Genomic DNA, 26633 nt, shown 5'->3' on the forward strand with positions numbered 1-26633 from the left:
AGCCGGGTCCAGCTGCCGCAGCCGTTCGTACAAAGCCGCGCCGCCGCCAGCCTGAGCCTCCGCCTCCAGCTGCCGCCGCAATTCGCCGTTGCCCTCCACGCTGCTGAAAGCATAGCCCTCCAGCAGCGCCTTAATATACAGGCCCGTACCTCCGGCAATAATCGGCAAATGCCCCCGCTCGTTAATTTCTTTGATTAAGCGCGCGGCCTGCTGCTGAAAATCCACCACGTTAAAGCCGGCCTCCGGCGGCAGTATATTTACCAAATGGTGCGGCGCGGCGGCCAGCTCCGCCGCCGTCGGCTTGGCCGTGCCGATATCCATACCGCGGTACACCAGCATAGAATCGCCGGAAATAATTTCTCCGTGAAAATTTTTAGCTATTTCGATAGCGCAATGGCTTTTACCCGTAGCCGTCGCGCCTAAAATTACCGCTACCTTTTGCTTCACCGCTTTACCTCCTGACGACGCCGTAAACGACACGGCTGTATTTGCCGCCGACAAATTCGCGGCAGCCGTAGCTTTGCAAAATCTTAACGCCCCGTTCCTTGATAACCGCTACAGGCGCGGCCCGCAGCGCCAGCTCCACAACAGCTTTGTCCAAGGGCTGCTCCCAAGCCAGCGGGCGCAGGGCGTCCATATTTTTTGAACCGCTTACCGGACGGCGGAACATAGGGTCAAAATAAACCGCGTCAAAGCTGTCCGGAGCGCAGTTTTTCAAATAGCTTGCCGCCGTCGTATTAAAAGTTTGAATCCGCCGCAGCGCCGCATTCAGCTCCGCGTCCTTGGTTTCGTAATTCGCCAGGCCGTATCTCACGGCAAAATGCAGTAAAGGCGAAGCCTCCAGCCCCACGACGCGGCCCGCCGCTCCCACGACATAAGATGCGACTGCGGCGTCGCTGCCCAGGCCGAGGGTGCAGTCCAAAACGCGCAGCCCCGGACGCAGGCCCAAAGCGCTTACTAAATGGTCCTGCCCGCCCCGCTGCAAATTCTGCACACGCAGGCTCGCCATACTGGGGTGATAGGCAAAGCTGCCCTCCCGGCAATGCACGCGCGGGCCGCCGCTTTCCACTACCACCAGCGCAGCTAAATTGCGCTGCTCCAATAATTCCGGCACGGATAAATTATGGGGCCGCTCGATGTACTGCCCCCGCAGCGCCGCCGCCCATTCTTTTGCCTGCGCCACCGCGCCGCCCGTATTATTGCGGGACACGGTTACTCCTACAGCTCCGTTCAGCATTAAAAGCCCGTCCTTTTGAACATCTTATACAGCTGGTCGCTGTCAATAGCAATCATGCAGGGGCGTCCGTGCGGACAGGTAAAGGGATGCTCCGTATTGCACAAATCGATAATCAGCTGGCGCATCTGGCGCATATTTAACAGCTGTCCGGCCTTAATCGCCGCCTTGCAGGCCGTCATATGCAGCACATTTTGGCGCAGGTCGCTGCCGCTGACGCTGCGCAGCTCGCCCAGCATCTTGCTGATTTCATTAATAAAGTCCTGCGCGTCCTCCGCCTTGATATCGGCGGGCAAACTGTTGACGCGCAGCAGCTTGTCGCCGCCCGCTTCCGCGTCCACGCCCAGTCGCAAAAATTCCTCGCGCCGCTCTTCGATAAGCGCGATATCGTCATTACTCATATCCACATACAGGGGCATCAGCAGCTGCTGCGCCGGAATATCGGCGTGGGAAGCCACCAGCTTGTCGTACAAAATACGCTCGTGGGCCGCATGCTGGTCGATTAAATACAGCGTATCCTCCGATTGGGCGATAATAAAGGTTTTATCCACCTGCCCGATGGGCCAGATAGTCGCTACGCCGCTGTCCGTATCCGTAAAAGCGATGGTTTCTTTCAGCTGAGGCGCTGCTCCGGACGCAGCCGCCAAAGGCTCGTTTTTGGCGAACTGTTCCCTTGCTTCATAAACGCTGAAAACGGTTTCCCGCTTACCGGCGTCGTACTGCGCCTCTTGGCTCTGGGCAAAATCCTCGTAGGGCTGCCACATCGTCCGCTGCTCGGCCTGGGGCCTGCTGACGCTGACGGGAGCAGGCTGGGGCCGCAAAACAGATTCGCTTGCCGCAGCTTCTTTTTCCGGCGTTTTAAAAACAGGCTCGATGTTGGCCTTGGCAAAGGGCTCGAACGCCGGGCGCGATGCCTTCGGCAGGTCAGGCAGGTCAGGCTGCTCCGGCACGGCCTTCTTTTCCACAAAGGCGTTCAGCTCCGAATCGGGCAGCAGCGTTATTTCCGTTTTCTGCGCGCTCATGGGCCGCGTTAAAGCGTCCGTCAGCGCCTTGTACATAGCCTTGTAAACCTGGCTGTCGTCGCTGAATTTAATCTCGCTTTTCTGCGGATGCACGTTAACGTCCACCGACGCCGTATCCACCGTAATATTCAGCACGGCGAAAGGAAAGCCGCTCTTGGGAATCTGCGATTGATAAGCGTGGTCGATAGCCTTAGCCAGCATTTTATTGCCGATGCTGCGGCCGTTGACAAACAAGGTCTGCCATTGGCGCGTTCCCTTGAGCAGCGTAGGCTTGCCGATAAAGCCGCTGATTTTAATTTTTTCGTCGGCAAAATTAACCGGCAAAAGCTCCTGCGAAACGCTTTTACCGTACAGCGCGCGGATAGCGCCCGCCAAATCGCCGTCGCCCGGCGTATGCAGTACCTCTTTATCGTTATTTATCAATTTAAAGCGCACGTCGGGCCGTGACAGCGCCAGCTTGGTCAAAAGCTCGCTGATATAACGCCCCTCCGTGCTGACGGTTTTCAAAAATTTGCGCCGCGCCGGCACGTTGAAGAAAAGATTTTCCACAATAACCGTCGTGCCCGCGCTGCCGCCCGTGCTGCCGACTTCCATATTATCGCCGCCGTCGATGCGCACGAACGTGGCAAATTCGGCGTCGGCAGGCCGCGTCAGCAGCGTAAAATTAGCCACGGACGCGATGCTGGGCAGCGCCTCGCCGCGAAAGCCAAGCGTATGCAGATACAGTAAGTCTTCCGCCTTAACAATTTTGCTGGTCGCATGGCGCAGCACCGCCAGACGGGCGTTTTCCTCGCTCATGCCGCAGCCGTTGTCCGTCACGCGGATATATTCCGTGCCGCCGGCAAAAATCGTTACCTCGATTTGGGTCGCTCCAGCGTCCAGCGCGTTTTCCACCAGCTCCTTGACTACGGACGCTGGCTTTTCCACTACCTCGCCCGCCGCAATCTGGTTGGCCGTATTGGTATCCAAAAGCTGTACTTTATGTATATCTGCCATCAGCGACCGCACTCCTTCCTGGCCTCGTCCTGCAATTTATATAAGGTATTCATCGCCTCGATGGGCGTCATGCTCATCACGTCCAGCTTTAACAGCTGCTCCGCCAGGCCGCTGCTGAACAGCGAGCCCATCATATCCGGCTGCTGCTCCGCAGGCGCGGCTGCCGGACGGCTATTATCGCTGTCGTATTCCTGCAAACATTCCTCCGCCCTATCCAGCACCTTTTTTGGCAAACCGGCCAAACGCGCTACGTGTACGCCGTAGCTGCGGTCGGTGCCGCCGGGCACGATACGGCGCAGGAAAACAATATCCTTGCCCCGTTCCTTAACGGCTACGGAATAATTTTTTACGCCGCCCAGCTCCTGCTCCATGGCAATCAGCTGATGGTAATGGGTGGCAAAGAGCGTTTTGGCCTTAATCTTATCGTGAATATATTCCATCACGGCGCGGGCGATGCTCATGCCGTCGAAGGTCGACGTACCGCGTCCCACCTCGTCCAGAATTATCAGGCTGTTTTTCGTCGCGTAGCGCAAAATCTGCGCCACCTCGTTCATTTCCACCATAAAGGTGCTCTGCCCCGTCGCCAGGTCGTCGCTGGCGCCCACGCGGGTAAAAATTTTATCCACGGGGCACACGCTGGCCTGACGCGCCGGAATAAAGCTGCCCATCTGCGTCATCAGCACCAGAAGCGCTATCTGCCGCATATAGGTGGACTTACCGGCCATATTGGGTCCGGTCAGAATTATCATGCGCTCGTCGCCGTTATTCAGATTGACGTTATTCGGCACAAAAATTTCTTTTTCCAGCAGCCGCTCCACCACGGGGTGGCGGCCGTCGGTAATTTTAATTTCGCCCGCATTATTCAGCTCCGGGCGCACGTAATTATATTTATACGCGGCCAGCGCCAAGCCGTTCAGCACGTCCAGCGTGCCGATGGCGCGGGCCGTTTCCTGAATTTCGGCAATCCGGCTGCGAATCAAATTTCTCAGCTCGTCAAAGAGATAATATTCCAGGCTTTGAATTTTTTCTTTCGCGCCTAAAATTTTATTTTCAAATTCTTTCAGCTCCGGCACTATGTAACGCTCGGCGTTGACCAAGGTCTGCTTGCGCACGAAATAATCCGGCACGCTGTTGGACTGGCCCTTCGAAACCTCGATATAATAACCGAAAACCTTATTATAGCCCACCTTCATAGTCTTGATGCCGGTTTCTTCTTTAATTTTCTGCTCAAAATTCTGCATCCAGGTTTTATTATCGGCGGCGATTAAATGCAGCTCGTCCAGCTCCGCGTTATAGCCGCGGCGAATCATGTCGCCCTCGCGCACAGAAAACGGCGGCTCGTCCACAATAGCCTGCTGTAATTTAACGGACAGCTCCTCGTGCAGATGCAGCCCGCCGTACAGTCTTTGCAGCAGCCGCGCCTTACAATTGGCCAGCACATTTTGCAAGCCCGGAAGCGCGTAGAAGGAATTGCGCAGCGCTACCAAATCGCGGGCGTTGGCGCTGCCCACCTCGATGCGGCTGACGATGCGCTCCAAATCGGCCACGCCCTTCAGCTGCTCCACCACCGCGTCCCGCAGTCCGGAATTTTCCAGCAGCTCGGCGACTGCCTCCTGCCGTTCATAAATCCGGCCCAAATCCAGCAGCGGACTTTCAATCCAGCTGCGCAGACGGCGCGCGCCCATGCTGGTCTTGGTAAAATCCAGCACGTCCAGCAGCGTGCCGCGCTTGCTGCCGTCAGCCATGCTGCGCACCAGCTCTAAATTGCGGATAGCCGTAACGTCCAGGCTCATAAAGCTTTCGTGCACAATTTCCGTCAAGCGGTTGATATGGCTCAGTCGGCCATCACCGTGCCGTGCAGATAGCGCAGCAGCAGCTCCACCGTCTGGCGCACCAGCGGCGCAGGCTGCTTATCGGCAAAATGCTGCGCAAAATAATCCGCCTCCGGCGCTTCTTCAATATATTTGCTCACGGCGCATTCCGGCAGCCTGGCATGCAGCCATTCCTGCAAATCGTCCCAAGCAGTCAGTCCCTCTACAGCCACCAGCTCCGCCGGCTGCAAACGGTACAGCTGCTCCGTAATTTCCAGCATGCGTTCGCCGCCGCTGGCCGTAAACCACTGACATTCGCCGGTGGATACGTCGGCGGCCGCCAAACAAATTACTTCGGCCTGTTCTAATAGCAGCACCAGATAACGGTTGTGCTTATCCTCCAAAAGCTGCTCGCTCAAGGCCGTGCCCGGCGTAATGATTTTTATAACCTTGCGCTGCACAATGCCCTTAGCCAGCTTTGGGTCCTCAATCTGCTCGCAGATCGCTATGCGATAACCCTTTTTTACCAGCTTAGCGATATAACCGTCCACTGAATGATAGGGCACGCCGCACATGGGAATATTATCAATGCTGCCAGCCCGCTTCGTCAGCGTAATATTAAGCTCGCGGGACGCAGTAATAGCGTCCTCAAAAAACATTTCATAAAAATCGCCCAGGCGGAAGAACAGCAGCTCATTCTTATGCTGTTCCTTCACGGCCAGATATTGCTGAACCATGGGCGTATAATTTGCAGCAGTCATCAGTCTACCGCCTTACCTTTCACTAACCAGGTCTGGGCTGCGTCAAGCAAAACCTTAACCTTCTGCCCTACCTCATATTTTTTATCTTCTACAGGCCACAAAACCAGCACGCCGGTGCGAGTGCGTCCGGCCCAAACGTCGGCCTGCCTGCTGGGCCCTTCCGCCAGCACCTCGACGGTTTTACCTACCAGCTGCTGGTGGCAGCGCAGGCTGTTTTCGTTCTGCAAAGCCATCAAACGGTTTAAGCGCTCCTTCTTCACCGGCAGCGGCACCTGATTATCCATCCTAGCGGCAGGCGTACCGCTGCGCTTGGAATAGATAAAGGTAAAGGCCGAAGTAAAGCCGACGCGGCGCACCACGTCCAGCGTTTCCTCAAAATCCTCCTCCGTTTCGCCGGGGAAGCCCACGATAATATCCGTAGTAATAGCGGCGTCCGGCACATAGCGGCGAATCAAATCGATCAGCGCCAGATATTTTTCCTTGCTGTAGCCGCGGTTCATGCGGCGCAGGATTTCGCTGCTGCCGGCCTGAAAGGGCACGTGGAAATTTTCGCAGATATGCTCGCACTCGGCCACGGCTTTGACTACCTCCTCGCTCATATCGCGGGGATGGCTGGTCATATAATGAATGCGCTCCACGCCGGGAATCCGGTCGACGCGGCGCAGCAGCTTGGCAAAGGCTTCTTCTTCGCCAAAATCCTTGCCGTAGGAATTGACGTTCTGCCCCAGCAGCGTAAACTCCTTATAGCCTTCGCGCACGGCTGCTTCAATTTCCGCCACAATATTTTCCACGCTGCGGCTGCGCTCGCGGCCGCGCACATAGGGCACGATGCAATAGGTGCAAAAATTATTGCATCCGTACATAATCGGTATCCAGGCGGCGAAGGGGCTCTGCCGCACCATCTGCCCCTCAAATTCGCTCTGGTGAACGGTCAAATCAGTGTAAGCGCCGCCCTTGCGGTCCGCCAGATAATCCTGCAGCACCTGCTTAAAATCGTTTACATACGCCGTACCCAGCAGCAGGTCCACCTGCGGATGCTTTTTCAGCAGCTTTTCGCCGTCCTTCTGCGCCATGCAGCCAGCCACGCAGATTACCACGTCGGGATTTTTTGTCTTAACCGCCTTCAGCTCGCCTATCTTGCCGGCAATCTTTTTTTCGGCGCTTTCGCGCACGCAGCAGGTGTTGACCACGATAACGTCCGCTATATGAAAATCGCTGACAGGAGCGTAGCCCATCTCCTCCAGCTGTCCTGCGTAATGCTCCGTGTCAGATTCGTTCATCTGACAGCCGTAATTAATCAGGCAATATGTTTTCGTTTTTTCCGTCATGCAAGAAACCTCCATCATCTATACTTAAATGTTCATGGCAATTTAATCATTATTATATTATACTAAATTTATCTGTTTTCCCGCAAGTTATAAAAAAATTTTAGTAGCAGGTATTGAAATCTGCATCTAATATGATTACAATATATGGCAAGCAAGAAATTTGCTGCACATGAGGAAGGTATGCAAAATGAAAAACAAAAAAACTATTTTTCTCTTATTCATAATTATTGCCGCCCTTGCCGGAGCGGCCTTTTATTTCCTATATTTTATCCGCACCCCGCTTTACGCTTTGAACGCCGCGCGCCAGGCTTTGCAGCAGCATGATACCGCTAAATTTGAGCGCTACGTGGACGTGCGTTCCGTCATGGACAATGCCTTTGAGGATATCATCAAATCCAAAAGCCAAATCAATAACGATAATTTGTTTTCCAACCCCTTCGCCATCAGCATTCTGCATATGCTCAAGCCCGCCGTCGTGGACCTGATGCAGCAGGAGGCTCTGGACAGGATTGCCGCTAAGCCGGCAGACAGCGCGAAAAAAAGCGCCGACCCCGTACCCGACGCTATGAAACGCAATATGGAGCGCCACATTCCCTTGGACAAACTGACCATTAAGGACGTGCAGCTTACTAAAACCGACGCCAGCGGCGCTACCGCCTCTTTGGCCCTGCACAACGCTTATCTCGATAAGGATTTTATCGCCCAGCTGCAAATGAATGTCAACGACAAGGGCGACTGGCAGATCAAAAAGGTCAGCAATCTGACCCAGCTCATCGTGCAATTCGACGCCGCAAAAAAAGCCAAGCAGGCGGCCGCCAACAAGCCCATTATGGAGCGTTTGAGCAAAGCCGTGCAAACCTACGAAACGCGCCTCAGCATCTTCACCGACAGCAGCGCTTCGCCGGAACCGCAAACCGTGCTCAGCGCCATAGTCACGGCGAAAAATATGACCGACGTGCCCATCAACCGCATGTATTACGATGTGCTGATTTTTGACGAGCAGGGCAAACAAATCTATTCCTATCCGGAGCATTTCCGCGGCAGCATAGCGCCGGGTCAGTCCGTCGAGCTCAATACTAAAAAATTTTTAAATCAAATGCTCCCCGACGACAAAAAATTAATGGAAAGCGACGTCAACAAAGAAAGGTGCAAGATTCAAATTACCTACATCGCTTTCGACGACGGCAACGTCCTGTCGCCCAACACCTTTATGCAATAAAAAAAAACGACAGCCTGTACCCCGGTTTGTAAGCCAGGGTCAGGCTGTTATTTTTATGCTTTGCATTTTATACGCGTCTATGCTACAATAGAGCGGGATTTGAAAAAATCCCCGTATTGCCGCTCTGGCAATAGCAACGTGACTATCGTCAAGGATAGCATGTATGTAAGGAGGAAAATTGAACATGAACAAAGACACCGGACTACTCTGTCTCTTAGGCAAGGCGAGCGCTTTTCTGTCGAAGTATTTCGCCGTGGTCATTCTCTTGACCAGCGCTTTCGCTTTTATGCGTCCGGAGGGATTCACGTGGATTCCCAAGTACACGGCCTTCTTCTTAGGTACGGCGATGTTTGGCATGGGCCTGACCATCAAAAAGCAGGACTTCCAAATAGTTTTTTCCCGACCTAAAGAAATTTTTGCCGGCTGTGTGCTGCAGTACACCATTATGCCCTTCGCCGCCTATCTTTTAGCCGTAGTTTTAAACCTGGACGCAGACTTAGCGCTGGGCGTTATCCTGGTAGGCTGCTGCCCCGGCGGCACCGCCAGCAATGTTATCGCCTATATCGCCAAGGGCGACGTACCCCTGTCCGTCGGCATGACCATCGCGTCCACGCTGATTGCGCCTTTGGTAACGCCTTTTCTAGTATACGTTTTAGCTGGCGCCTGGGTTGAGGTAAGCTTTTGGGCTATGGTAATGTCCGTAATCAATATCGTGCTGCTGCCCGTTATAGCCGGTATCATTCTGAACAGCCTGTTCCATGATACTATCGAAAAGCTGGGCGCGATTTTGCCGCTGGTTTCCATCGTCGCCATCGTGACCATTATCGACGGCATCGTCGCAGTCAGCGCAGGCAAGCTGATGAGCTGCGGCCTGATAGTTATCGCGCTGGTCGTACTGCATAACGGCATCGGCTTGGGCATGGGTCTCTTCATGGCCAAAGTAATGAAGGTGAACTACGCTAAGGAAACCTCCATCGCTATCGAGGTAGCTATGCAGAACAGCGGTCTGGCAGTAGCGCTGGCAACCGTCAATTTTTCCGCCAATCCTTTGGCCAGCCTTCCGGGAGCAGTGTTCAGCGTATGGCACAACGTATCGGGCTCCATGTTCGCCAGCTACCGCATAAAAGGACTGGAAAACCAGGAAGCGGCCGCGTTGAGCGACAACGCGCTGACGGCAAAATAAAAGCCGTTAAAATATTTTCCTATAAGCTTCTAACAAAATCGTTAACAAAAAAATTATGGCAGTCAGAACTTTTCTGGCTGCCATTTCTTATTTCCTCCTGTAACGGCTGTACGCAAAAAAAATCAAGGCTACAATAACCACTAAAATAGCCAGACGGTAGCTGTTCTGCTGGTAGTTGACCACATCGTGGCCGATAACCACCTCCAGCGCCGTCGAAGGAAATTTGCCGATAAGATTGGCAATAATATAATCTCTGGCGCTGATGCTGCTCACCGCCCCCACCGCGGTCAAAATGCCTGACGGGAAATAGGGCAGCGCCCTAGCGAAAGCCATCCACTCCAAGCCGTGCTTGCCGCTGGCCTCGTCGATAGCTTTAAGCGAATTGCTTTTTTCAATCAGCTTTTCCGCAGCGCTGCGGAAGAAAAAACGCATCAGATAAAAACTGATGACCACGCCCGTAGTTTCCGCCAGCCAGGAAATAAGTATTCCCATGGGCAAGCCGAACAGCAGACCGTTGGCCGTGGATAAAAAAATAGAAGGAAAAACGCTGCCAGCGTTGATTAAAACGTCCAGAATAAAGCTGATAACCATGGCCCAGGGGCCGAAGGAACGCAAATATGCAGCCAGGCCGTTGACGTTGCCGCTGATGGCCAGCTTAAAGGTATTAGTAAAAAAATCGTGGGCAAAGCAATGAATGCAAAGCAAAAGCAGCGTCAGAAGCAGCGCCACCGCTATCTTGGTTACAATATCCGGTTTTTCCAGCCAGTCCTTTATCTTATTCAAAATCGATTACCTCTGTATCGTAATATATCAGCGTTAAGTATTAAAAATCATGCCGAAGCGTTCACCGAACTGCATATCCACCATACGGCGCAGCTCCTGCCGCCCATTGGGTTTAGCCAGCTCCTGCTGCGCCAAGCGCCGCACCTGCACAATAGTATCGGTATCTCGCATTATATCAGCAATCCGTAAATCTGGCAAGCCATGCTGGCGCAAACCGAACAGCTGGCCTACGCCGCGCTGCTCCAAATCCTTTTCCGCCAGATAAAAACCGTCCTCGCTGTCGTGCAGCACCTGCAAACGCGCCAAAGCCTCGGGCGAATCCGTTCCGGCCAGCAGCACGCAATAAGACTGCTTGTCGCCGCGGCCTACGCGCCCGCGCAGCTGGTGCAGCTGGGCCAGGCCAAAGCGTTCGGCGTTTTCCACAATCATCAGCGTGGCGTTGGGCACGTTGACGCCAACCTCGATGACCGTCGTGCTGACCAGCGCTTTAATTTTTCCCGCCGCGAAATCCGCCATAATCGCTTCCTTTTCCGCTCCCTTTAAGCGCCCGTGCAGCAAAGCGCAGGGAATATTTTTCAGCGCGCCGCCGCGCAGCTCCTCGTACACATTCTCGGCGCTGCGTACCCGCAGCGTTTCCGACTGTTCGATCAACGGGCAAACCACATAAGCCTGCCGCCCCGCCTGCAGCTGGCGCACAAGCCCCTCGTAAACCTCCCGCCGCCTGCTTTCGTTATAGCACAGCGTTTGTACCGGCTTGCGTCCCGGCGGCCGCCCTTTCATCAGCGAAATATCCAAATCGCCGTAAACTGTCAGCGCTAAGGTGCGGGGAATAGGCGTCGCCGTCATAACCAAAACGTCGGGAGCGATTTGCGATTTATTCGCCAGCCGCGCCCGCTGCTCCACGCCAAAGCGGTGCTGCTCGTCCGTCACCGTCAGCGATAAATGCGCAAAGCGCACGTCCTCCTCCAGCAATGCGTGGGTGCCTACCAAAACGTCTATCAGCCCCAGCTCCAGATTCAGCAGCAGCTCCCGCCGCGCCTTGGCGCGCATACCGCCTGTCAAAAGCGCCACGCGCAGCCCGGCAGGCTGTAAAAATTCCCGCAGCGTATCGTAATGCTGGGCCGCCAAAATTTCCGTTGGCGCCATAATGCAGCCCTGATAACCGTTTTCCGCCGCCTTTGCCAAAGCCAAAGCGCTGATAACGGTCTTACCGCTGCCCACATCGCCCTGCAAAATGCGGTGCATGGGCCGCTTATCCTGCATATCCAGCGAAATTTCCTGCCACGCTTTTTGCTGCTGTTCTGTAAGCTCAAAGGGCAAATGCTCCCGCACCTGCCGCAGCAAGGCTCCGTCGGCGCCATGCTTCACGCCCTCTCTTTGGTCGCGGCTTTGCTGGCGGTAGTACAAAAGCCCGCACTGCAGCAAAAATAATTCTTCAAAAACAAAGCGCCGCTTGGCCTCCCGCAGCGCCTCCCAGCTGGCAGGGAAATGAATATTCCGCAGCGCCGTCAAGCGGTCCGGCAGCGCCTCTTTTTTTACAATAGCCTCCGGCAGGCTTTCCGGCAGCTCCTTAGCCGCCAGCTTCAGCGCCTCCGCCATCCACTTGCGCAGATTATTCTGCGAAAGATTGCCGCTCAAGGCGTACACGGGCAGAATCCCCGGCGTCTTGGTCTCCTCCGCGCCAACGCTTTGAACATCTACCTCGGACACGCTTTTGGCGGTACGTCCCTGCCGCACCCTGCCCGTTATCAGCAGCTGCATGCCCAGCGCCAGCTTTTGCGCCTTGTAGCGCTGGCTGGCAAAAAAATACAGGCCCGCATAGCCCGTTTCGTCGCGCACCGTCACCAGCGTATAAGCCCTGCGGCTGGAGCCGTACCCATTGCGCACCTGGCAGACCTCCGCCTTAAAAATCTGCTTGCTGCCGTCTGTCAGTAAGTCCTTAATTTTTTTCAGGTTGGCGTAATCAAGATAAGCCCCCTGCCGCGGATAATATTCCAACAGGTCGCCTACCGTAGCGATATTAAGCTCCGCCAGCTCGGCGGCCTTTTTCACGCCGATTCCCTTTAAACTTGTCACCGGTTCTTTCCACCACATATAAAATACCTGCCTGATAATAAATTCTGCTTGCTTTTCTGCGCTCTTTATGGTATGATACTTTTGTTAAATTTGAATGTGCCTTATGCCTTATCACGTTTAAGGAGGTGGGAAATTATGGCATCTATCTGCGAAATCTGCGGTAAAGGAAAACTCGCTGGCAACAACGTCAGCCACTCCAATAGACACACCAAACGTGCTTGGAACCCGAACATCCAACAAGTAAGAGCAGTTGTTGATGGTTCTGTTAAGCGTGTAAACGTTTGCACCCGCTGCCTGCGTTCCGGTAAAGTTAACCGCGCAATCTAATCTTCGGATTTAAAAAGAAGCCAAATACCTTACGGTATTTGGTTTCTTTTTTTGCTTTATTTTACCTTGCAGCCGCACTCCGGACAGAATTTAACGGACGAGCTGATTTTAGCGGAGCAGCCAGGGCACAGGATAAAGGCGCGGAACTCGCGCAGCTTATTATCAAATAAATCGTAGAACAAATTTACTTCTTTATCCTCGCGCTTCCAGTTATAAATCTGCAAGCGTTCTTTAGTCGAATCCATGATGACCTGCACCGTTTCTTCGTCCAACGCCTGCAAAGCCACCTGCATCACTTTCTTTTTATTGTGAAAATGAATCATGCGCTGCGCTTCGTTAAGCTCGTCAATGGTCACGCCCATTTCGTTAATACACAGCAGCGCGATATTCCACGCCACGTCGATATCGATTTCATAAATGCGGTTGTCAAAACAGCCGCCCGCGCCATCTATTCTCATAAGGCCCTCCCCTGAATAATTATATAGTTTAATTATACCATGTCTACCGCGGCTCTGTCATCGTCTGCGACTCGCCAATCGCCGGGTGCCAGGCATATGTTATACATCAGCTCTCGCTTCGCCTTCGGCTCGCGAATCGCTGTGTACAACATTATACCACAAATCATCATGCCGCACAGCAAAACTGCTGCAACAAATTTGTAAAAAGGCGCGCCCCTTGCGGAACGCGCCCTAGCTGCAATATTTTATTTTGCGTAATCCACCGCGCGGGTTTCGCGAATAATAACCACCTTGATCTGTCCGGGATATTCCATCTCCGCTTCGATCTTTTTGGAAATATCGCGCGCCAGCAGTACGGCGGAAGCGTCGTCGATCATCTCGGGCTTCACCATAATGCGGATTTCGCGGCCGGCCTGTACGGCATAGCACTTATCAACGCCGTCAAAGGATTCGGAAATCTCCTCCAGACGGGTCAAACGCTTCAGATAGCTTTCCAAAGTTTCGCGGCGAGCGCCGGGACGGGCGGCGGATACGGCGTCAGCGGCGGATACCAGAACGGCCTCCACGCTCTTAGGCTCGCAATCGCCATGATGAGCTAAAATAGCGTTGATAATCAAATCGGACTCGCGGAACTTCTTGGCGATTTCGCCGCCGATTTCCACATGGGAGCCCTCCATCTCGTGGTCGATAGCCTTGCCGATATCGTGCAGCAAGCCTGCGCGTTTGGCCAAAACTACGTCCACACCCAGCTCGGACGCCATAACGCCGGCCAGATTAGCTACCTCCACAGAATGGTTCAGCACGTTCTGACCATAGCTGGTGCGGTATTTTAAGCGGCCAAGCAGCTTAATCAGCTCCGGATGCAGGCCGTGTACGCCAACGGCAAAAGTTGCCTGCTCGCCTGCTTCCTTAATTTTCTGCTCAACCTCTTTCTGAGCCTTTTCCACCATTTCTTCGATACGGGACGGATGAATACGGCCGTCGTTGATCAGCTTTTCCAAAGCGATACGCGCTACCTCGCGACGTACCGGGTCGAAGCCGGAAATAATAACTGCCTCCGGCGTATCGTCGATAATCAGGTCGATACCGGTCAGAGTTTCCAGCGTGCGGATATTGCGGCCCTCGCGGCCGATGATGCGTCCCTTCATTTCGTCGTTGGGCAGGCCTACGACGGAAACGGTGGTTTCAGCCACATGGTCGGCAGCGCAGCGCTGAATTGCCAAGGAAATAATTTCGCGCGCCTTTTTATCGGCCTCATCCTTAGCCTGCTGCTCCAAATCCTTAATCAGCATAGCGGATTCGTGCTTAACCTCGTCGCCCAGGGACTGCAGCAGCTCCTGCTTCGCCTCCTCGCTGGTCAAGCCGGACAAACGCTCCAGCTCTGCCATTTGCTTTTGGCACAGCTGCTCGGCCTTCTCCTGAGCGGCGTTCAAACGCTGCTCCTTAGCGGCCAGCTTTTCCTCCTTGCGTTCAAAGGACTCCATTTTGCGATCCAGGTTTTCTTCTTTCTGCACCAGACGACGCTCCTGACGCTGCAGGTCACTGCGTCTGTCTTTATTTTCGCGCTCCATTTCGGAACGCAGACGATGAATCTCCTCTTTAGCCTCCATCATCATTTCCTTGCGTTTCGCTTCGCAAGCCTGTTCGGCCTCCTGTACAATATGCACAGCCTGCTCTTCGGCAGTAGCGATCTTGCTTTCAGCGACGTTTTTGCGAACCAAATAGCCCACGGCGCCGCCCGCCAAACCAACTACGACAGCGGTTCCAATAATCTCTAAAATAGTCCTCACCTCCTGATTTTAAAATTTTTTCAAAGTTTTTTTTGCATAACAACAGCAGGCGCCTCTGCGTCTGCTATTCATGTCCTTATTCCATTGAATATTAATCAATTAATTTAAAAATTAACGTATTATCAATTCTGAAACAGGGCAAAAAAGAAAGGCAACATAGTAAAACGTCGCCTCGTGAAAACCAGTGATATAATCACGACGGTATAATTACATTGTAATTAAATTTAACAAAATTGTCAAGATGGGCACACTACATATCGTTATCGCAACGCAGCTTTTCCAACAAAATCGTCATATATCTTGAAGAAAAGCCACGCGCCGCCATAAAGCGTCCCGCCGCCGCGTATATTTTTTTGTCGTACTGCTGCGCCCCCGCCAGCTTCCGGCGATTGCGCTGCAAAAAAAGCTCCGCCGCATTTTCCGCCAGCTCGCTTTCCTGCTCCGGCGTAAAGCGCTGCAAAATTTCGCTAACCAGCTCCTGCCTTACGCCCCGTTTTTGCAGCTCAGCCTGCAAATGCAGCCTGCCATAGCAGCGCTTATTCAGCCAGGCCTCGTAAACGCGCTCCGCATAACGACGCTCGTCCACCAAGCCATAATGCCGCAGCTTGGCGATGGCCGCGTTAGCCTGCTCTTCATCCGCGCCCTTCTGCTGCAAGCGTTCGCGCAGCTTCTGCTCGCTGTAATCCTTATAAGAAAGTAAATCCAGCGCACAGCTGTAAGCCTGCTGCGCGCTGGTAAATTTTTCCTTAGAGTTCATCTTTGAAGATTGTTTCCACATCTGCTTCCTGCTCTTCGTCCGCGCCGGCATTAACGCTCTGCTTAGCTACGGTAGCCGCACGAATTTTAGCTTCGATTTCTTTGGCAAGCTCCGGGTTGTCGCGCAGAAAATCCTTAACCTTTTCCTTGCCCTGACCCAAACGGGTATCGCCGTAGGAATACCAGGCGCCGCTCTTATTGATAATATCAAGGTCTGCGCCCAAATCCACCAAGCAGCCCTCGTGAGAAATTCCCTTGCCGTACATAATATCAAATTCCGCCTGCTTAAAGGGAGGAGCGACTTTATTTTTAACAACCTTCACGCGGGTACGGCTGCCGATAACCTCGTTGCCGTTTTTCAGCGTATCGGCACGGCGCACTTCCAAACGCACGGTGGAATAAAATTTCAGCGCACGGCCGCCCGTAGTGGTCTCCGGGTTGCCGAACATTACGCCCACCTTTTCACGAATCTGGTTGATAAAAATAGTAGCGCATTTGGATTTAGAAATTAAACCGGTCAGCTTGCGCAAAGCCTGACTCATCAAGCGCGCCTGCAAGCCTACGTGGGAATCGCCCATTTCGCCCTCAATTTCCGCGCGGGGAACCAAAGCCGCAACAGAGTCGATAACGATAATATCGATTGCGCCGCTGCGCACCAAAGCGTCGGCAATTTCCAAAGCCTGCTCGCCGTTATCCGGCTGAGAAATCAGCAAATTATCGATATCCACGCCCAAATGACGGGCATATTCCGGGTCCAGGGCGTGCTCCGCGTCGATAAAAGCGGCATAACCGCCCGTCTTCTGCGCTTCGGCAATCATGTGCAGCGCAACCGTAGTCTTACCGGAAGATTCAGGTCCATAAATTTCAATAACGCGGCCGCGGGGAATACCGCCCACGCCCAACGCAATATCCAACGACAAAGCGCCGGTGGGAATAACCTCTATATTCATTTTGGCGCTGGCTTCGCCAAGCTTCATAATGCTGCCCTTGCCAAAATCTTTTTCAATCTGGTGCATAGCCATATCCAAGGCTTTCTTTTTATCTGCGTCCATCAGCGTATCCTCCTGATATCACATTTTCTTGCTAAGTAAATTATACAAACAAAAGTTTTTCTTGTCAAGGATAGTTTTGCTTATTTTGCCGTCAGCAGCTTCTGCATTTCCTGCTGCATAAAGGAATAAGTAGTATTGCAGAACTGGCAGTGCGCCTCCGTCACCTCGTCCTGAGCCAGCTCCGTCAGCGCTTTTTTATCCAGCGCGCCCAAGGCCGCCAGAATGCGGTCGCGGCTGCAGCGGCATTTAAACTGCAGCGGCAGGCTTTCCTTAATGTCCACGTCCAGTCCGCGTCCCAAAATTTCAATCATCTTAGCCGGCGTATAGCCAATCTCCAGCAGCTGCGTAACGTAGGGCGTCAGGCTGACGTTTTCCTCCAGCTTGGCCAGCACCTCGTCGGCGCAGCCAGGCATAGCCTGAATAAAAAAGCCGCCCGCTGCCGTAACCTGTCCGTCCTTATCCACCAAAACGCCCAAGGCCACGCTGCTGGGAGTCTGCTCCGACACATAAAGATACTTCGTCAAATCGCTGGCAATTTCGCCGTCGGCCAGCTCGCAGTAGCCGGTAAAAGGCTCGGCGTTCTGCAAATAGCGGGTAACGATAATATTTCCCTGCCCAACGCCGCCGCCAACGTCCAGCTTGCCGTCCTCCTTCAGCGGCAAAAAAGCGTCGGGATTTTCCACATAGCCGCGCACGCTGCCGCCCTCGGCGTCCGCTACTACCTCGCCCAAGGGGCCGCCGCCCTTCAACCGCAGGCTGATGCGTTCGCCGTCCTTCATCATAGCCGCTAATAGCAGCGCGCCGCTCATAGCGCGCCCCAAGGCCGCGCTGGCCAAATGAGAACAGCCGTGCTTCTGCGCCGCCTCGCGCACCAGATTAGTGGTGCTCAAGGCATAAATGCGCACGCCGTCGGCCGTGGCTTTAGTTAAAATGTCTTCCATAAGCTTCCCTCTTCATCGCGAAGCTCTGCTGCAAATACAAAACAATCTGCTCATGAGCTTCGTTTTTCTTTTTTACAAAAATAAGCCCACTAACTACTAGCGGGCTTATACTTCTCACGTCAGGAACTCGCCTGAAACCGCAGGCTTTCCTGTCTTTTATTATAAAGCAAATCAAATTAAAATGCAATGCTAAAAAACTAACTGCGCCCGCTATTGAGCTTATCCAAAAATTTTTTTGTTTAACTTAAGCGCATATCTTATAATACCGTTCGTGAGATAGCTGATGGTCGACTTTCCTACTCCCTAAAGAGTAGGGGGGGTGATGCGTAGAAAGGAAAAAGCCGCCTAACTTGCGGTCAAGCGGTCTTCTTCAAACTATGGTTTTTCGAGGAGAGCCGACTTGCCGAAATCAGCTATCACTTTTTATTATTATACGCGAAAAAATTCAAATCGTCAACTGCCGCCGCGCTTCACTTTTTGCGAACATTTTTCCCCTCGTATTTCGCGATAGGAAGCGCAACCGCCGCTAAAAAATCCCCCTATATACTAAAAGGCAAAAAATCGCCGAAATGTTTACATCGCTTTTCTTATTTTACAAAGAATTTACATTTTAAAAATTCACAAAAAGTTTGCAATTTGCATGGCATGATTTTAAGCTTTTTTTGCCATATTGTATATAGAGCTTCTTTTTTTCTCCTCTTTCTTTACCTGGTTTCTTTCTCCTCTATTTTTTCTTGCCAGTCTTAATTCTACTAGAATTTACGTTAGTAAATTCTTCCTTCAGTAAAGTAAATATTTATACTAACCTACGGTAGAACTTATAATGTACCCATAGTCGTGGACAGTTTAAGAAAGAAATTAGAAAGCGACATAGACACTTTTTTCTTTTCCTTCGTCTAAAATCGTTTAAAGCGTCCCCTTTATCAAGCTCGCCCGACAAAAAAATATATTCCCTCGCAATAAGCGAACCACCCCAGCGCTCACACCAAGCCAAAATATATACGAACATTTTTTCCAGTAACGTTTCGTTACCCTAAAAACTCAAGTAAATTTTATTTATAATTTTCCAAAAATTCTCTTGCCAGCTGCCTCTCCGTCTGTTATAATATACAAAAGTCAAAAAATCAAAAACGTAATCGTATCTCTTACCTACTCCCACAAAAGTTTTTTAAGAGATAATGCAGTACCAGGCTGGTTGCCATGCCCACGCAACCGGCGGTACTGCTTTTTTGTTTTACCGGGAAACGCCGCCCGCCCTTGGTAAAATAATTTCCTGCTTGTAATTACCGCCCCGCAGTCGCCAATATAAACCGTAAACGCCGCCAAAAAGTAAAACTTCATGACAAAATAGTAGTGAAAATGTTATAATTAAGGAGACGAGCATGACTAAATTTGAAGACTTGACTATCCAAAATAACTTTTTATTCCAGCAAGTGATGAGAAACCCGCGCATCTGTAAGCGCCTTATCGAAGAACTGCTCAATATCAAAATCGCCGAGCTTTCCTATCCCTACGCCGAAAAAACTATTCAAACCGGCGTCGACAACCGCGGCATCCGGCTCGATATTATCGTGGCCGACGAGAACCGCACCCATTATAATCTGGAAATGCAGGTGAAAAATAACAAAAGTGCGGAAACAGGCGAACCGCTTTTGCCAAAACGGACGCGCTATTATCAGGCGTCTCTGGATATGGATTTATTAGGTAAGGGGCAAAACTTCGACAAGCTTAACGACACCTATATTATTTTCATCTGCGCTTTTGATTTATTCAACGAAGGTCGTTATGTTTACACCTTTAAAAACAAATGTCTGGAAAGCCCAAATTTAGCAATGGGCAACGGCGCAACGGTGGTGTTCGTCAATTCTTTGGGAAGCAAGGGCGACATTTCGCCCATGGCTAAAAACTTTTTGGCTTATGTAAACAATCAAACTGTAAGCGACGGCTTTACAGAAGAGGTGGACGCTGCCGTGACTGCGCTCAAGCGCGACAGCGAAACAAGGAGGCAGTATATGTTATTAGAAATGGCGTTGCACGACGAACGTATGGAAGGGCGCAGAGAAGGCCGCATGGAAGGCCGCAGCGAAGAACGCGCTGCAAGAAATCGTGATATAGCGCTCGATATGCTCAAGGACCAGTATACCTTAGCGCAAATTTTGAAGCTTTCCCGCTTGAGCAAGGAAGAAATTTACGCTTTGGCTCAGGCCAACAATTTGCAAGTAATTGAATAGCTTTCCGCTTCAGGCGAACGCAAAAGCTTAACGCCCCGACGCGCTGCAAAAGCAGAAGCAGTACGCCGGGGCGCTTTACTTTATACGAACATTCTTTCCGGTAACGTTTCGTTACCCCAAGGACTGCTTCCGCCCTTCTTTATAGCGAATCTATTTACCAAAATCAAATTTTTTCAAAACTGGTAAACAGAAGCAGCACGCTTGCTTGAGTAACTGTTCGTTATGGGAAAGGCAGTATTTATTCAAACATTTGTTTCATATCGCGTTTCACGATAGGAAAGATAAAATATTGGCTTCCGGGATATGCAAAATATTTAACAAACTTCGTTATAGCTTTAAGCGCAAATCATTCCTGCTTTATAGCATTCATAAATATAATCGCGGGATTGATAATAAAAATCCGTATTGTAATTAGACAAAGCGCCGTCAATCCAAGAAGTATAAACCTCTATGAGACGCTTAATTACTTCTTCGTCTTTATCGCCGCAAACATCTTCTATTAAGCGTTCGTATACCTCGCCTATTGTCCAGTAATCCGGAACCGTATAACGGCAGGCAGCCCCATTGTCATACGACCCCTTGGGAATATTGCAGTTTTCAATAAAATCTGCCGCTGTCTTAGCAATCGGCTCGCAATGAAAAATATCTGCGTATCTATATATGCGGCTAAGCGTTTTTTCTCCAAGCAGCGTTACCAGTTCAGAGCGTTTCAGCTTCTGCTCACGGCCTATAAACTCAATCAAACTGCAAGTATAAAATAAAGCGCTGTTATTTTTCATCACGCACCTCCACTCCTTTAACGAAAGCCAGAGTTGTCAATGCACGCGCCGTATGAAAACTAATTTGATGAGTCGGCTTTTTAAATTTTGCTAAAGCCCAAAAAGCTTCCCTGCTTATCTTGCCGTCAACAAAATTTTGTACATAGTTAAAAATCGTATCATTAGCCATCGGTCCTTCAACAATATCATATTCGTGAGCCTGCCCTAAACGGCAAGCGACAATAAAATCAAGCCATTCTTCAGTCATTTCCGAAAAGCGTTTAATTTTTAAAGCTTCATTCGGCACGTATTCATACTCATTCAGATATCCTATACCGTTAAACCGCGTAGCCCAACGAATTGCCTGCTGCGGATACAGCGTACAGTAAAAACCAAAATAAAAATCTTTGTTATATTTTTGAATACGAATTTCCGGCGATTCAACTATCACTTTACTACCATGATATAAAATCATTTCGCTGCGCCTCCTTTAGCAACAGGTTTTTCCTCAGTTTTTAATCCTTTTCCGCAATCGGCGTGCTGTATTTTACAAACACTCTTTTGGGTAACGTTTCGTTACCCCAAGGACTGCCCTCCGTCCAGCATTCCTTTTAACTCCAAGTCTTTTCTTTCAATTTCTTTGCTATTTCTTCTGTATTAGGCAAAGAATCTGCTTCAACAACCTGAGTCAAATCAAATATTCTACTTCCCATAGGTGCTCTTGGCGTAATTTTCTTAAAATCTGTTGCGTAGAATTTATCTACAAAGAAATATCTATGCTTGACTGTTTCTAAATTATAACCATTCGAAAATCCATCTTCGATAGCGATTAATATTTCATTTTTTCGTTCCTCTGTCAGTTCTCCAAATTCCGCTTGATATTCCATGCCAGCTTCTGTTTTAACCGCTGTAATTATTGCACATATTTTACCAATGGCGCGAATACTTTTATTATTGTATAAGCCAATATAATCATGCGCTCTAAAGCCACGGTCAGCAGGATTATAGTAAATATTATACTTCGTATTAAAATCAAAAGTAGTTCCTGAAAGCTGCATCTTCATATATTTCCAGGAATCAGACACGGGAATAAGGGCATCGTTATAGCAATAATTAAGAAAATCGTCCAACACATCCTGTATTTCGTAATCTCTTTCATCAATCACATTTTGTATGGCATTAGCTAAATGCTCAAATGTAGTATTGATATGAATTACAGGGTATATAAAATTTTTATTATACTTCTTTAGCGCATTTTCAAAATCATTTTTCTTGTTTTTCTCCATCAATTCAGGAGCAAGCGTTATGAGCACTTTATATTTTTCATCACTAAACGAACTCAAATGCCGCATCAGTTGATTTTTGTCAAACCAATCTGACATTTTGGTTTCAACAACAATTTTAAAGCTTTCCTGCGTAATCGTTGCATCAGGAATGCTATCCGCACTTTTCTCTTGAAGATTAAACACAATCTCCGGTTCAAAGGAATCTGAAAAGAACTCGGACTTGAGCAATCTGAAAAACTTATCTGTTGAATAAGAGTATAGCCTTGAAAGCAAAAGCATCGTATTTGCCGTAGCAACATTCTCCTTCGCATGGTATCTTTGAAAATAATGTATTTTCACTCCTCTAACCCCCCATAATATCTCTATATTATTTTTTTGCAGCAACAATGTATGTATAGTCTCCTTCGTGCTTCAACAATCTAAAATTTGCTTATTTTATACCACAAGGATGCCCCTTTCGCTTCGCTATCAGCTTACTAATAGCTGTGTACAAACATTATACCACAAGGGCATATGTTCTGCTAAGCTCTTCGTTCGCCTTCGGCTCCGCAATCGCTAAGCATTCACATTATACCACATCTTGCCTGTACCTGCCTATTTTGCAGCAGCCCTTCCTGTAACACTGCGTTACCCCAAAGCTCTTGTTTAAAACCTGAAGGTTTGTTATAATATAGGCAGCATCTTTAAGGAAGAAATTTACGCTTTGGCTCAGGCCAACAATTTGCAAGTAATTGAATAGCTTTCCTCTACAGGCGAACGCAAAAGCTTAACGCCCCGACGCGCTGCAAAATCAGAAGCAGTACGCCGGGGCGCTTTACTTTATACGAACATTCTTTCCTATAACGTTTCGTTACTGGAAAAGGACGCTTCTTACATCTCCTTAAACAGGTTCACCATTTCCATAGCCGTCATTGCGCAGTCCACGCCCTTGTTGCCGGCCTTAGTGCCCGCGCGCTCCACAGCCTGCTGAATATTTTCCGTAGTCAGCACGCCGAAGGCCACCGGTACGCCGGTTTGCAGGCTGACCTGGGCAATGCCCTTGGAAGCCTCGGCGCACACATAATCAAAATGAGGCGTAGCGCCGCGAATCACTGCTCCCAGGCAAATAACGGCGTCGTACTTGCCGCTTTCCGCCAGCTTTTTGGCGGCCATAGGAATCTCAAAGGCGCCCGGCACCCAGGCCACAGTCAAATCCTCGTCGGCAGCCTCATGGCGCACCAGGCAGTCAACGCAGCCGCTCAGCAGCTTGCTCGTAATAAACTCGTTAAAACGAGCCACAACAATGGCAAATTTCAAACCCTTCGCCGTTAATTTTCCTTCTAATACGTTCATTATAAAATCCTCCTCGTATAATATTTTCAGATACATATTTTTTAAGCAATTATCAACAACTAAATTAAAAAGCTATAATTCTGCGCGCAATTAGCGTTAAAAAATTTCGCTGAGCGCGCGATATATGATTGCAAATCATAAACTAATTTATTTATGACAGCCGCAGCCACATTCGTGCAGCTTATGCCCCATCTTCTCCTCTTTCACATCGAGATAATGCTCGTTGTACTGATTGGGCTCCATCACAATGGGCACGCGCTCCGTAATCGTGATGCCATAGCCGCTCAAGCCAATGCGCTTGGCCGGATTATTGGTAATCAAACGAATGCTGGTCAGTCCCAAATCGGACAGAATCTGCGCGCCCAGACCGTAATCCCGCAGGTCAGGCGCAAAGCCCAAGCGCACATTGGCCTCCACCGTATCCAGGCCCGTGTCCTGCAAAGCATAGGCGCGAATCTTATTGGCTAAGCCGATACCGCGTCCCTCCTGACGCATATATACCACAGCGCCGCAGCCCTCGCGCTCAATCATGCGCAGAGCCGTAGCCAGCTGGTCGCCGCAATCGCAGCGCAGGCTGCCGAAGGCATCGCCGGTCAAACATTCGCTGTGTACGCGCACCAGCACGTCCTTTTTCCCGGCAATATCGCCCTTGACGATAGCCACATGGCACAAATTATCCAAATCGTTTTCATAAGCGATAATGCGGAAATTGCCGTACTTGGTCGGCAGCGCAGCCTCAGCCGCACGGTGCACCATCTTTTCATGGGATTTGCGGTAAGCCACCAAATCGGCTACGGTAATAAATACCAAACCATGCTTTTGGGCGAACTTAATTAAATCGGGAGTACGCGCCATATGCCCGTCGTCGTTCATAATCTCGCAGCAAATACCCACGGGCTTCAACCCGGCCAGCCTGCACAAATCCACCGTGGTTTCCGTGTGGCCGGTACGCACCAGTACGCCGCCCTCACGGGCGCGCAGTGGGAACACATGACCGGGACGGCGGAAATCGCCGGGCTGCGCGCCGTCCTCAGCGCATTTCTTCATGGTGTAGGCCCGCTCGTAGGCCGAAATGCCGGTGGTCGTATCCACATGGTCCACGGATACGGAAAAGGCCGTTTCATGGTTATCCGTATTTTTGCTGACCATCGCGCCAAATTGCAGCTTATCCATAATGGAACCGTCCGCCGGCATGCAAATCAAGCCGCGGGCCTCCTTAGCCATAAAATTGATAGCCTCCGGCGTGCACAGCTCGGCGGCCATAATCAAATCGCCCTCGTTCTCGCGCTCCTCGTCGTCGGTGACCAGCACCATTTTGCCTGCCTTAATTGCAGCTACAGCTTCTTCAATCGTGTTATACTGAAAATTTTTCTGCATGATTTATCCCTCACATAAAGCCGTTTTCCAACAGCGTATTTTTATCCAGCAGCGCCGCGCCGTCCTGTTGTTTATCCCAGCTCAGCATGCGCTCCACATATTTGCCGATAATATCCGTTTCCAAATTTACTTTATCGCCCACGTCCTTAAAGCCCAGCGTCGTTTCCTTGGCCGTATGAGGAATCAGCGATACGGAAAAATCCGTGTCCGTGGTCTGCGTTACCGTCAGGCTGATGCCGTCGATGGCAACGCTGCCCTTCTTAATAATATATTTCAGCAGCTCCGGCGGCGCGGAAATTGTCACCACCATAGCGATGCCTTCGGGGCGGCGGGCGGCGATTACGCCCTGCCCCTCTACGTGCCCGCTGACGATATGTCCATCGAGTCCGTCGCATAAGCGCAGCGTGCGCTCCAAATTCACCTTATCGCCCACGCGCAGCTGGCCGATATTAGTCAGGCGTACCGTTTCCGGCATCACGTCCGCCGTAAAGGCGCCGCCGTCCAACCGCACCACCGTCAGGCAAGCGCCGTTGACCGCCACGCTGTCGCCTATTTTTAAATTTGCCATAACTTTAGCTGCGCTGACAGTCAAATGATAGGATTCGCCCTGCCGCGCCAAGCTTTGCACCGTGCCTAATTCGGCAACCAAACCGGTAAACATTACGCATCCTCCTTCGGCACCAGACCGGTTACCAGCAGGTCAGGACCCAGCTGATGCGACTCCACCTGTTCCAGCCGCCAGCCGTTCTCGATTAACGCGCAGCCTGCGCCGCCCACCGGCGTAAAGCCCTGACTGCCGCCGATAATTTTCGGCGCGATAAAAGCGTACACCCTGTCTGCCAGCCCTGCGTCGCGAAAAGCTCCGTGTACCGCGCTGCCGCCTTCTACCAAAAGGCTCGTAACGCCGCGCCGGGCCAGCTCGTCGATTACCTGGGAAATAGGCAGCCTGCCTTCAATCAAGGGCAGCCGCACAACCTCCACATTGGGCAGCGCATTTAAAGCGTCCGCCTTTACCGCGTCTGCCGCGAGTCCTGTAAAAATCAGCGTATCTGCCGCCGGGTTCAGCACCGCAGCCGTCAGCGAAAGCTGCAGGCGGCCGTCCAACACAACCCGCACGGGGTTTTTGCCTTCCACCATGCGCGTAGTCAGCTCCGGGTCGTCGGTCAGCACCGTACCCGCGCCGACCAAAACGGCGTCGTGCATACGGCGCAGCCGGTGGGCAAAGGTTCGCGCCTCCTCGCCGGTAATCCATTTGCTGTCCCCGGTGCGGGCGGCAATCTTGCCGTCCAGCGTCATAGCGTATTTCAAGCTGATAAAAGGCCGCTTTTTCGTTATCCAGGTAAAAAAGCGCTCGTTTAAGCGCAGCGCCTGCTTTTCGCACACGCCCGTCACAACCTCGATGCCCTGCAAGCGCAGATATTGCAGCCCCTGCCCCGCTACCTGCGGATTAGGGTCAGTACAGGCCACCACAACCTTTTTAATCCCCGCACGCGCTAAAGCTACGCAGCAGGGGCCCGTGCGGCCGTAATGAGCGCAGGGCTCCAGGGTAACGTAGGCGGTGGCGCCGCGAGCCAGCTGCTTAGCCTCCGCCAGAGCGTTGACCTCCGCGTGGGCCTCACCCGCCTTGTGGTGATAGCCCTCGCCCACAATATTACCGTCATCGTCGACAATTACGCAGCCCACCATGGGGTTGGGACTGGTATTGCCTTCAGCCTGCAGCGCCAGCTCCAACGCCCGCTGCATATACTGTTCATCCGTCATTCATTATCACCTTCAAACTTCAATTTAGAGGTCAAAACAAAAATCGCGCCAAGACCTCGGGGTCCCAGCGCGACGCATAATGCTCCAGCCACCTTTTCTCATCCAGACTATACTGTCGGTACCGGAATTGCACCGGTTCCTGCGGCCGCAG

At 51.3% G+C, this 26633-nt stretch carries 22 protein-coding genes and 1 pseudogene; 4 read left to right on the forward strand and 19 right to left on the reverse strand.

Annotated features, from left to right (window positions below):
• The 5 genes and pseudogenes from miaA to miaB all read right to left on the reverse strand — a co-directional run.
• The coding region (miaA, locus tag QZ105_RS05255; RefSeq protein ID WP_293728801.1) for a tRNA (adenosine(37)-N6)-dimethylallyltransferase MiaA at positions 1-447 on the reverse strand (447 nt) is incomplete at its 3' end.
• A gap of 4 nt (positions 448-451) precedes the next feature.
• Entirely contained in the window at positions 452-1237 is a 786-nt protein-coding gene (locus QZ105_RS05260; protein ID WP_293728802.1) for a class I SAM-dependent methyltransferase, read from the reverse strand.
• Positions 1237-3252 carry a DNA mismatch repair endonuclease MutL gene (mutL, locus tag QZ105_RS05265; RefSeq protein ID WP_293728803.1) on the reverse strand — a complete coding sequence of 672 codons (2016 nt, stop codon included), beginning with the start codon at positions 3250-3252 and terminating at the stop codon, positions 1237-1239. Before mutL ends, QZ105_RS05260 begins: the two co-directional genes overlap by 1 nt.
• A pseudogene (gene mutS, locus QZ105_RS05270) lies at positions 3252-5824 on the reverse strand (DNA mismatch repair protein MutS). Before mutS ends, mutL begins: the two are co-directional and overlap by 1 nt.
• Positions 5824-7152, reverse strand: a complete 1329-nt coding sequence (gene miaB, locus QZ105_RS05280; protein WP_293728806.1) for a tRNA (N6-isopentenyl adenosine(37)-C2)-methylthiotransferase MiaB — start codon at positions 7150-7152, stop codon at positions 5824-5826. The pseudogene mutS and the gene miaB overlap by 1 nt, the downstream one beginning before the upstream one ends.
• Positions 7153-7339: 187 nt before the next feature.
• Between miaB and QZ105_RS05285 the strand changes: the two genes are divergently transcribed.
• Entirely contained in the window at positions 7340-8371 is a 1032-nt protein-coding gene (locus QZ105_RS05285) for a DUF2939 domain-containing protein (RefSeq protein WP_293728807.1), read from the forward strand.
• Between the two features lie 184 nt (positions 8372-8555).
• Positions 8556-9554, forward strand: coding sequence for a bile acid:sodium symporter family protein (locus QZ105_RS05290; RefSeq protein ID WP_293728808.1), 999 nt, complete (start codon positions 8556-8558; stop codon positions 9552-9554).
• 87 nt (positions 9555-9641) lie between these two features.
• On the opposite strand, the gene QZ105_RS05295 is transcribed toward QZ105_RS05290, so the two are convergent.
• Together QZ105_RS05295 and recG are read right to left on the reverse strand one after the other, a co-directional pair.
• On the reverse strand, positions 9642-10337 hold the full coding sequence (locus QZ105_RS05295; RefSeq protein ID WP_293728809.1) for a TVP38/TMEM64 family protein: 696 nt from the start codon (positions 10335-10337) through the stop codon (positions 9642-9644).
• Positions 10338-10370: 33 nt separating this feature from the next.
• Positions 10371-12431, reverse strand: coding sequence for an ATP-dependent DNA helicase RecG (gene recG / locus QZ105_RS05300; protein WP_293728810.1), 2061 nt, complete (start codon positions 12429-12431; stop codon positions 10371-10373).
• A 117-nt stretch (positions 12432-12548) separates the two neighbouring features.
• On the opposite strand from recG, the gene rpmB reads away from it, so the two are divergent.
• Complete coding sequence (gene rpmB, locus QZ105_RS05305) at positions 12549-12740, forward strand: 50S ribosomal protein L28 (RefSeq protein ID WP_293728811.1); 192 nt, start codon at positions 12549-12551, stop codon at positions 12738-12740.
• Positions 12741-12796: 56 nt separating this feature from the next.
• Here rpmB and QZ105_RS05310 read toward each other — a convergent pair whose 3' ends face one another.
• From QZ105_RS05310 to hslO, 5 genes are all read right to left on the reverse strand, one after another.
• Complete coding sequence (locus QZ105_RS05310; protein ID WP_293728812.1) at positions 12797-13198, reverse strand: hypothetical protein; 402 nt, start codon at positions 13196-13198, stop codon at positions 12797-12799.
• A gap of 245 nt (positions 13199-13443) precedes the next feature.
• Complete coding sequence (rny, locus tag QZ105_RS05315) at positions 13444-14979, reverse strand: ribonuclease Y (RefSeq protein WP_366935994.1); 1536 nt, start codon at positions 14977-14979, stop codon at positions 13444-13446.
• A gap of 259 nt (positions 14980-15238) precedes the next feature.
• On the reverse strand, positions 15239-15766 hold the full coding sequence (locus QZ105_RS05320) for a regulatory protein RecX (RefSeq protein WP_293728814.1): 528 nt from the start codon (positions 15764-15766) through the stop codon (positions 15239-15241).
• Positions 15735-16796 carry a recombinase RecA gene (gene recA, locus QZ105_RS05325; protein WP_293728815.1) on the reverse strand — a complete coding sequence of 354 codons (1062 nt, stop codon included), beginning with the start codon at positions 16794-16796 and terminating at the stop codon, positions 15735-15737. Before recA ends, QZ105_RS05320 begins: the two co-directional genes overlap by 32 nt.
• A gap of 80 nt (positions 16797-16876) precedes the next feature.
• Complete coding sequence (hslO, locus tag QZ105_RS05330) at positions 16877-17737, reverse strand: Hsp33 family molecular chaperone HslO (RefSeq protein ID WP_293728816.1); 861 nt, start codon at positions 17735-17737, stop codon at positions 16877-16879.
• Positions 17738-19119: 1382 nt separating this feature from the next.
• Between hslO and QZ105_RS05335 the strand changes: the two genes are divergently transcribed.
• Positions 19120-19968 (forward strand): Rpn family recombination-promoting nuclease/putative transposase, encoded by an 849-nt coding sequence (locus tag QZ105_RS05335; RefSeq protein WP_293728817.1) that lies wholly within the window; start codon positions 19120-19122, stop codon positions 19966-19968.
• Between the two features lie 335 nt (positions 19969-20303).
• On the opposite strand, the gene QZ105_RS05340 is transcribed toward QZ105_RS05335, so the two are convergent.
• The 7 genes from QZ105_RS05340 to ribD all read right to left on the reverse strand — a co-directional run bounded on the left by QZ105_RS05340 (position 20304) and on the right by ribD (position 26482).
• Positions 20304-20747: a hypothetical protein gene (locus QZ105_RS05340; protein WP_293728818.1), complete on the reverse strand. Its 444-nt coding sequence runs from the start codon at positions 20745-20747 to the stop codon at positions 20304-20306.
• Positions 20737-21201, reverse strand: a complete 465-nt coding sequence (locus tag QZ105_RS05345) for a DUF3990 domain-containing protein (RefSeq protein WP_293728819.1) — start codon at positions 21199-21201, stop codon at positions 20737-20739. Before QZ105_RS05345 ends, QZ105_RS05340 begins: the two co-directional genes overlap by 11 nt.
• A 136-nt stretch (positions 21202-21337) precedes the next feature.
• Positions 21338-22351: a hypothetical protein gene (locus QZ105_RS05350; RefSeq protein WP_366935995.1), complete on the reverse strand. Its 1014-nt coding sequence runs from the start codon at positions 22349-22351 to the stop codon at positions 21338-21340.
• Positions 22352-22882: 531 nt separating this feature from the next.
• Positions 22883-23344, reverse strand: coding sequence for a 6,7-dimethyl-8-ribityllumazine synthase (gene ribE / locus QZ105_RS05355; RefSeq protein ID WP_293728821.1), 462 nt, complete (start codon positions 23342-23344; stop codon positions 22883-22885).
• Between the two features lie 147 nt (positions 23345-23491).
• Complete coding sequence (locus QZ105_RS05360; RefSeq protein ID WP_293728822.1) at positions 23492-24721, reverse strand: bifunctional 3,4-dihydroxy-2-butanone-4-phosphate synthase/GTP cyclohydrolase II; 1230 nt, start codon at positions 24719-24721, stop codon at positions 23492-23494.
• Positions 24722-24731: 10 nt separating this feature from the next.
• Complete coding sequence (locus tag QZ105_RS05365) at positions 24732-25382, reverse strand: riboflavin synthase (protein WP_293728823.1); 651 nt, start codon at positions 25380-25382, stop codon at positions 24732-24734.
• Positions 25382-26482, reverse strand: a complete 1101-nt coding sequence (gene ribD, locus QZ105_RS05370; RefSeq protein ID WP_293728824.1) for a bifunctional diaminohydroxyphosphoribosylaminopyrimidine deaminase/5-amino-6-(5-phosphoribosylamino)uracil reductase RibD — start codon at positions 26480-26482, stop codon at positions 25382-25384. The genes QZ105_RS05365 and ribD overlap by 1 nt, the downstream gene beginning before the upstream one ends.
• Positions 26483-26633: the final 151 nt, after the last annotated feature.

Origin of the sequence: uncultured Phascolarctobacterium sp. (assembly GCF_905212365.1) — a bacterium.
Taxonomy (GTDB): Bacteria; Bacillota; Negativicutes; order Acidaminococcales; family Acidaminococcaceae; genus Phascolarctobacterium_A.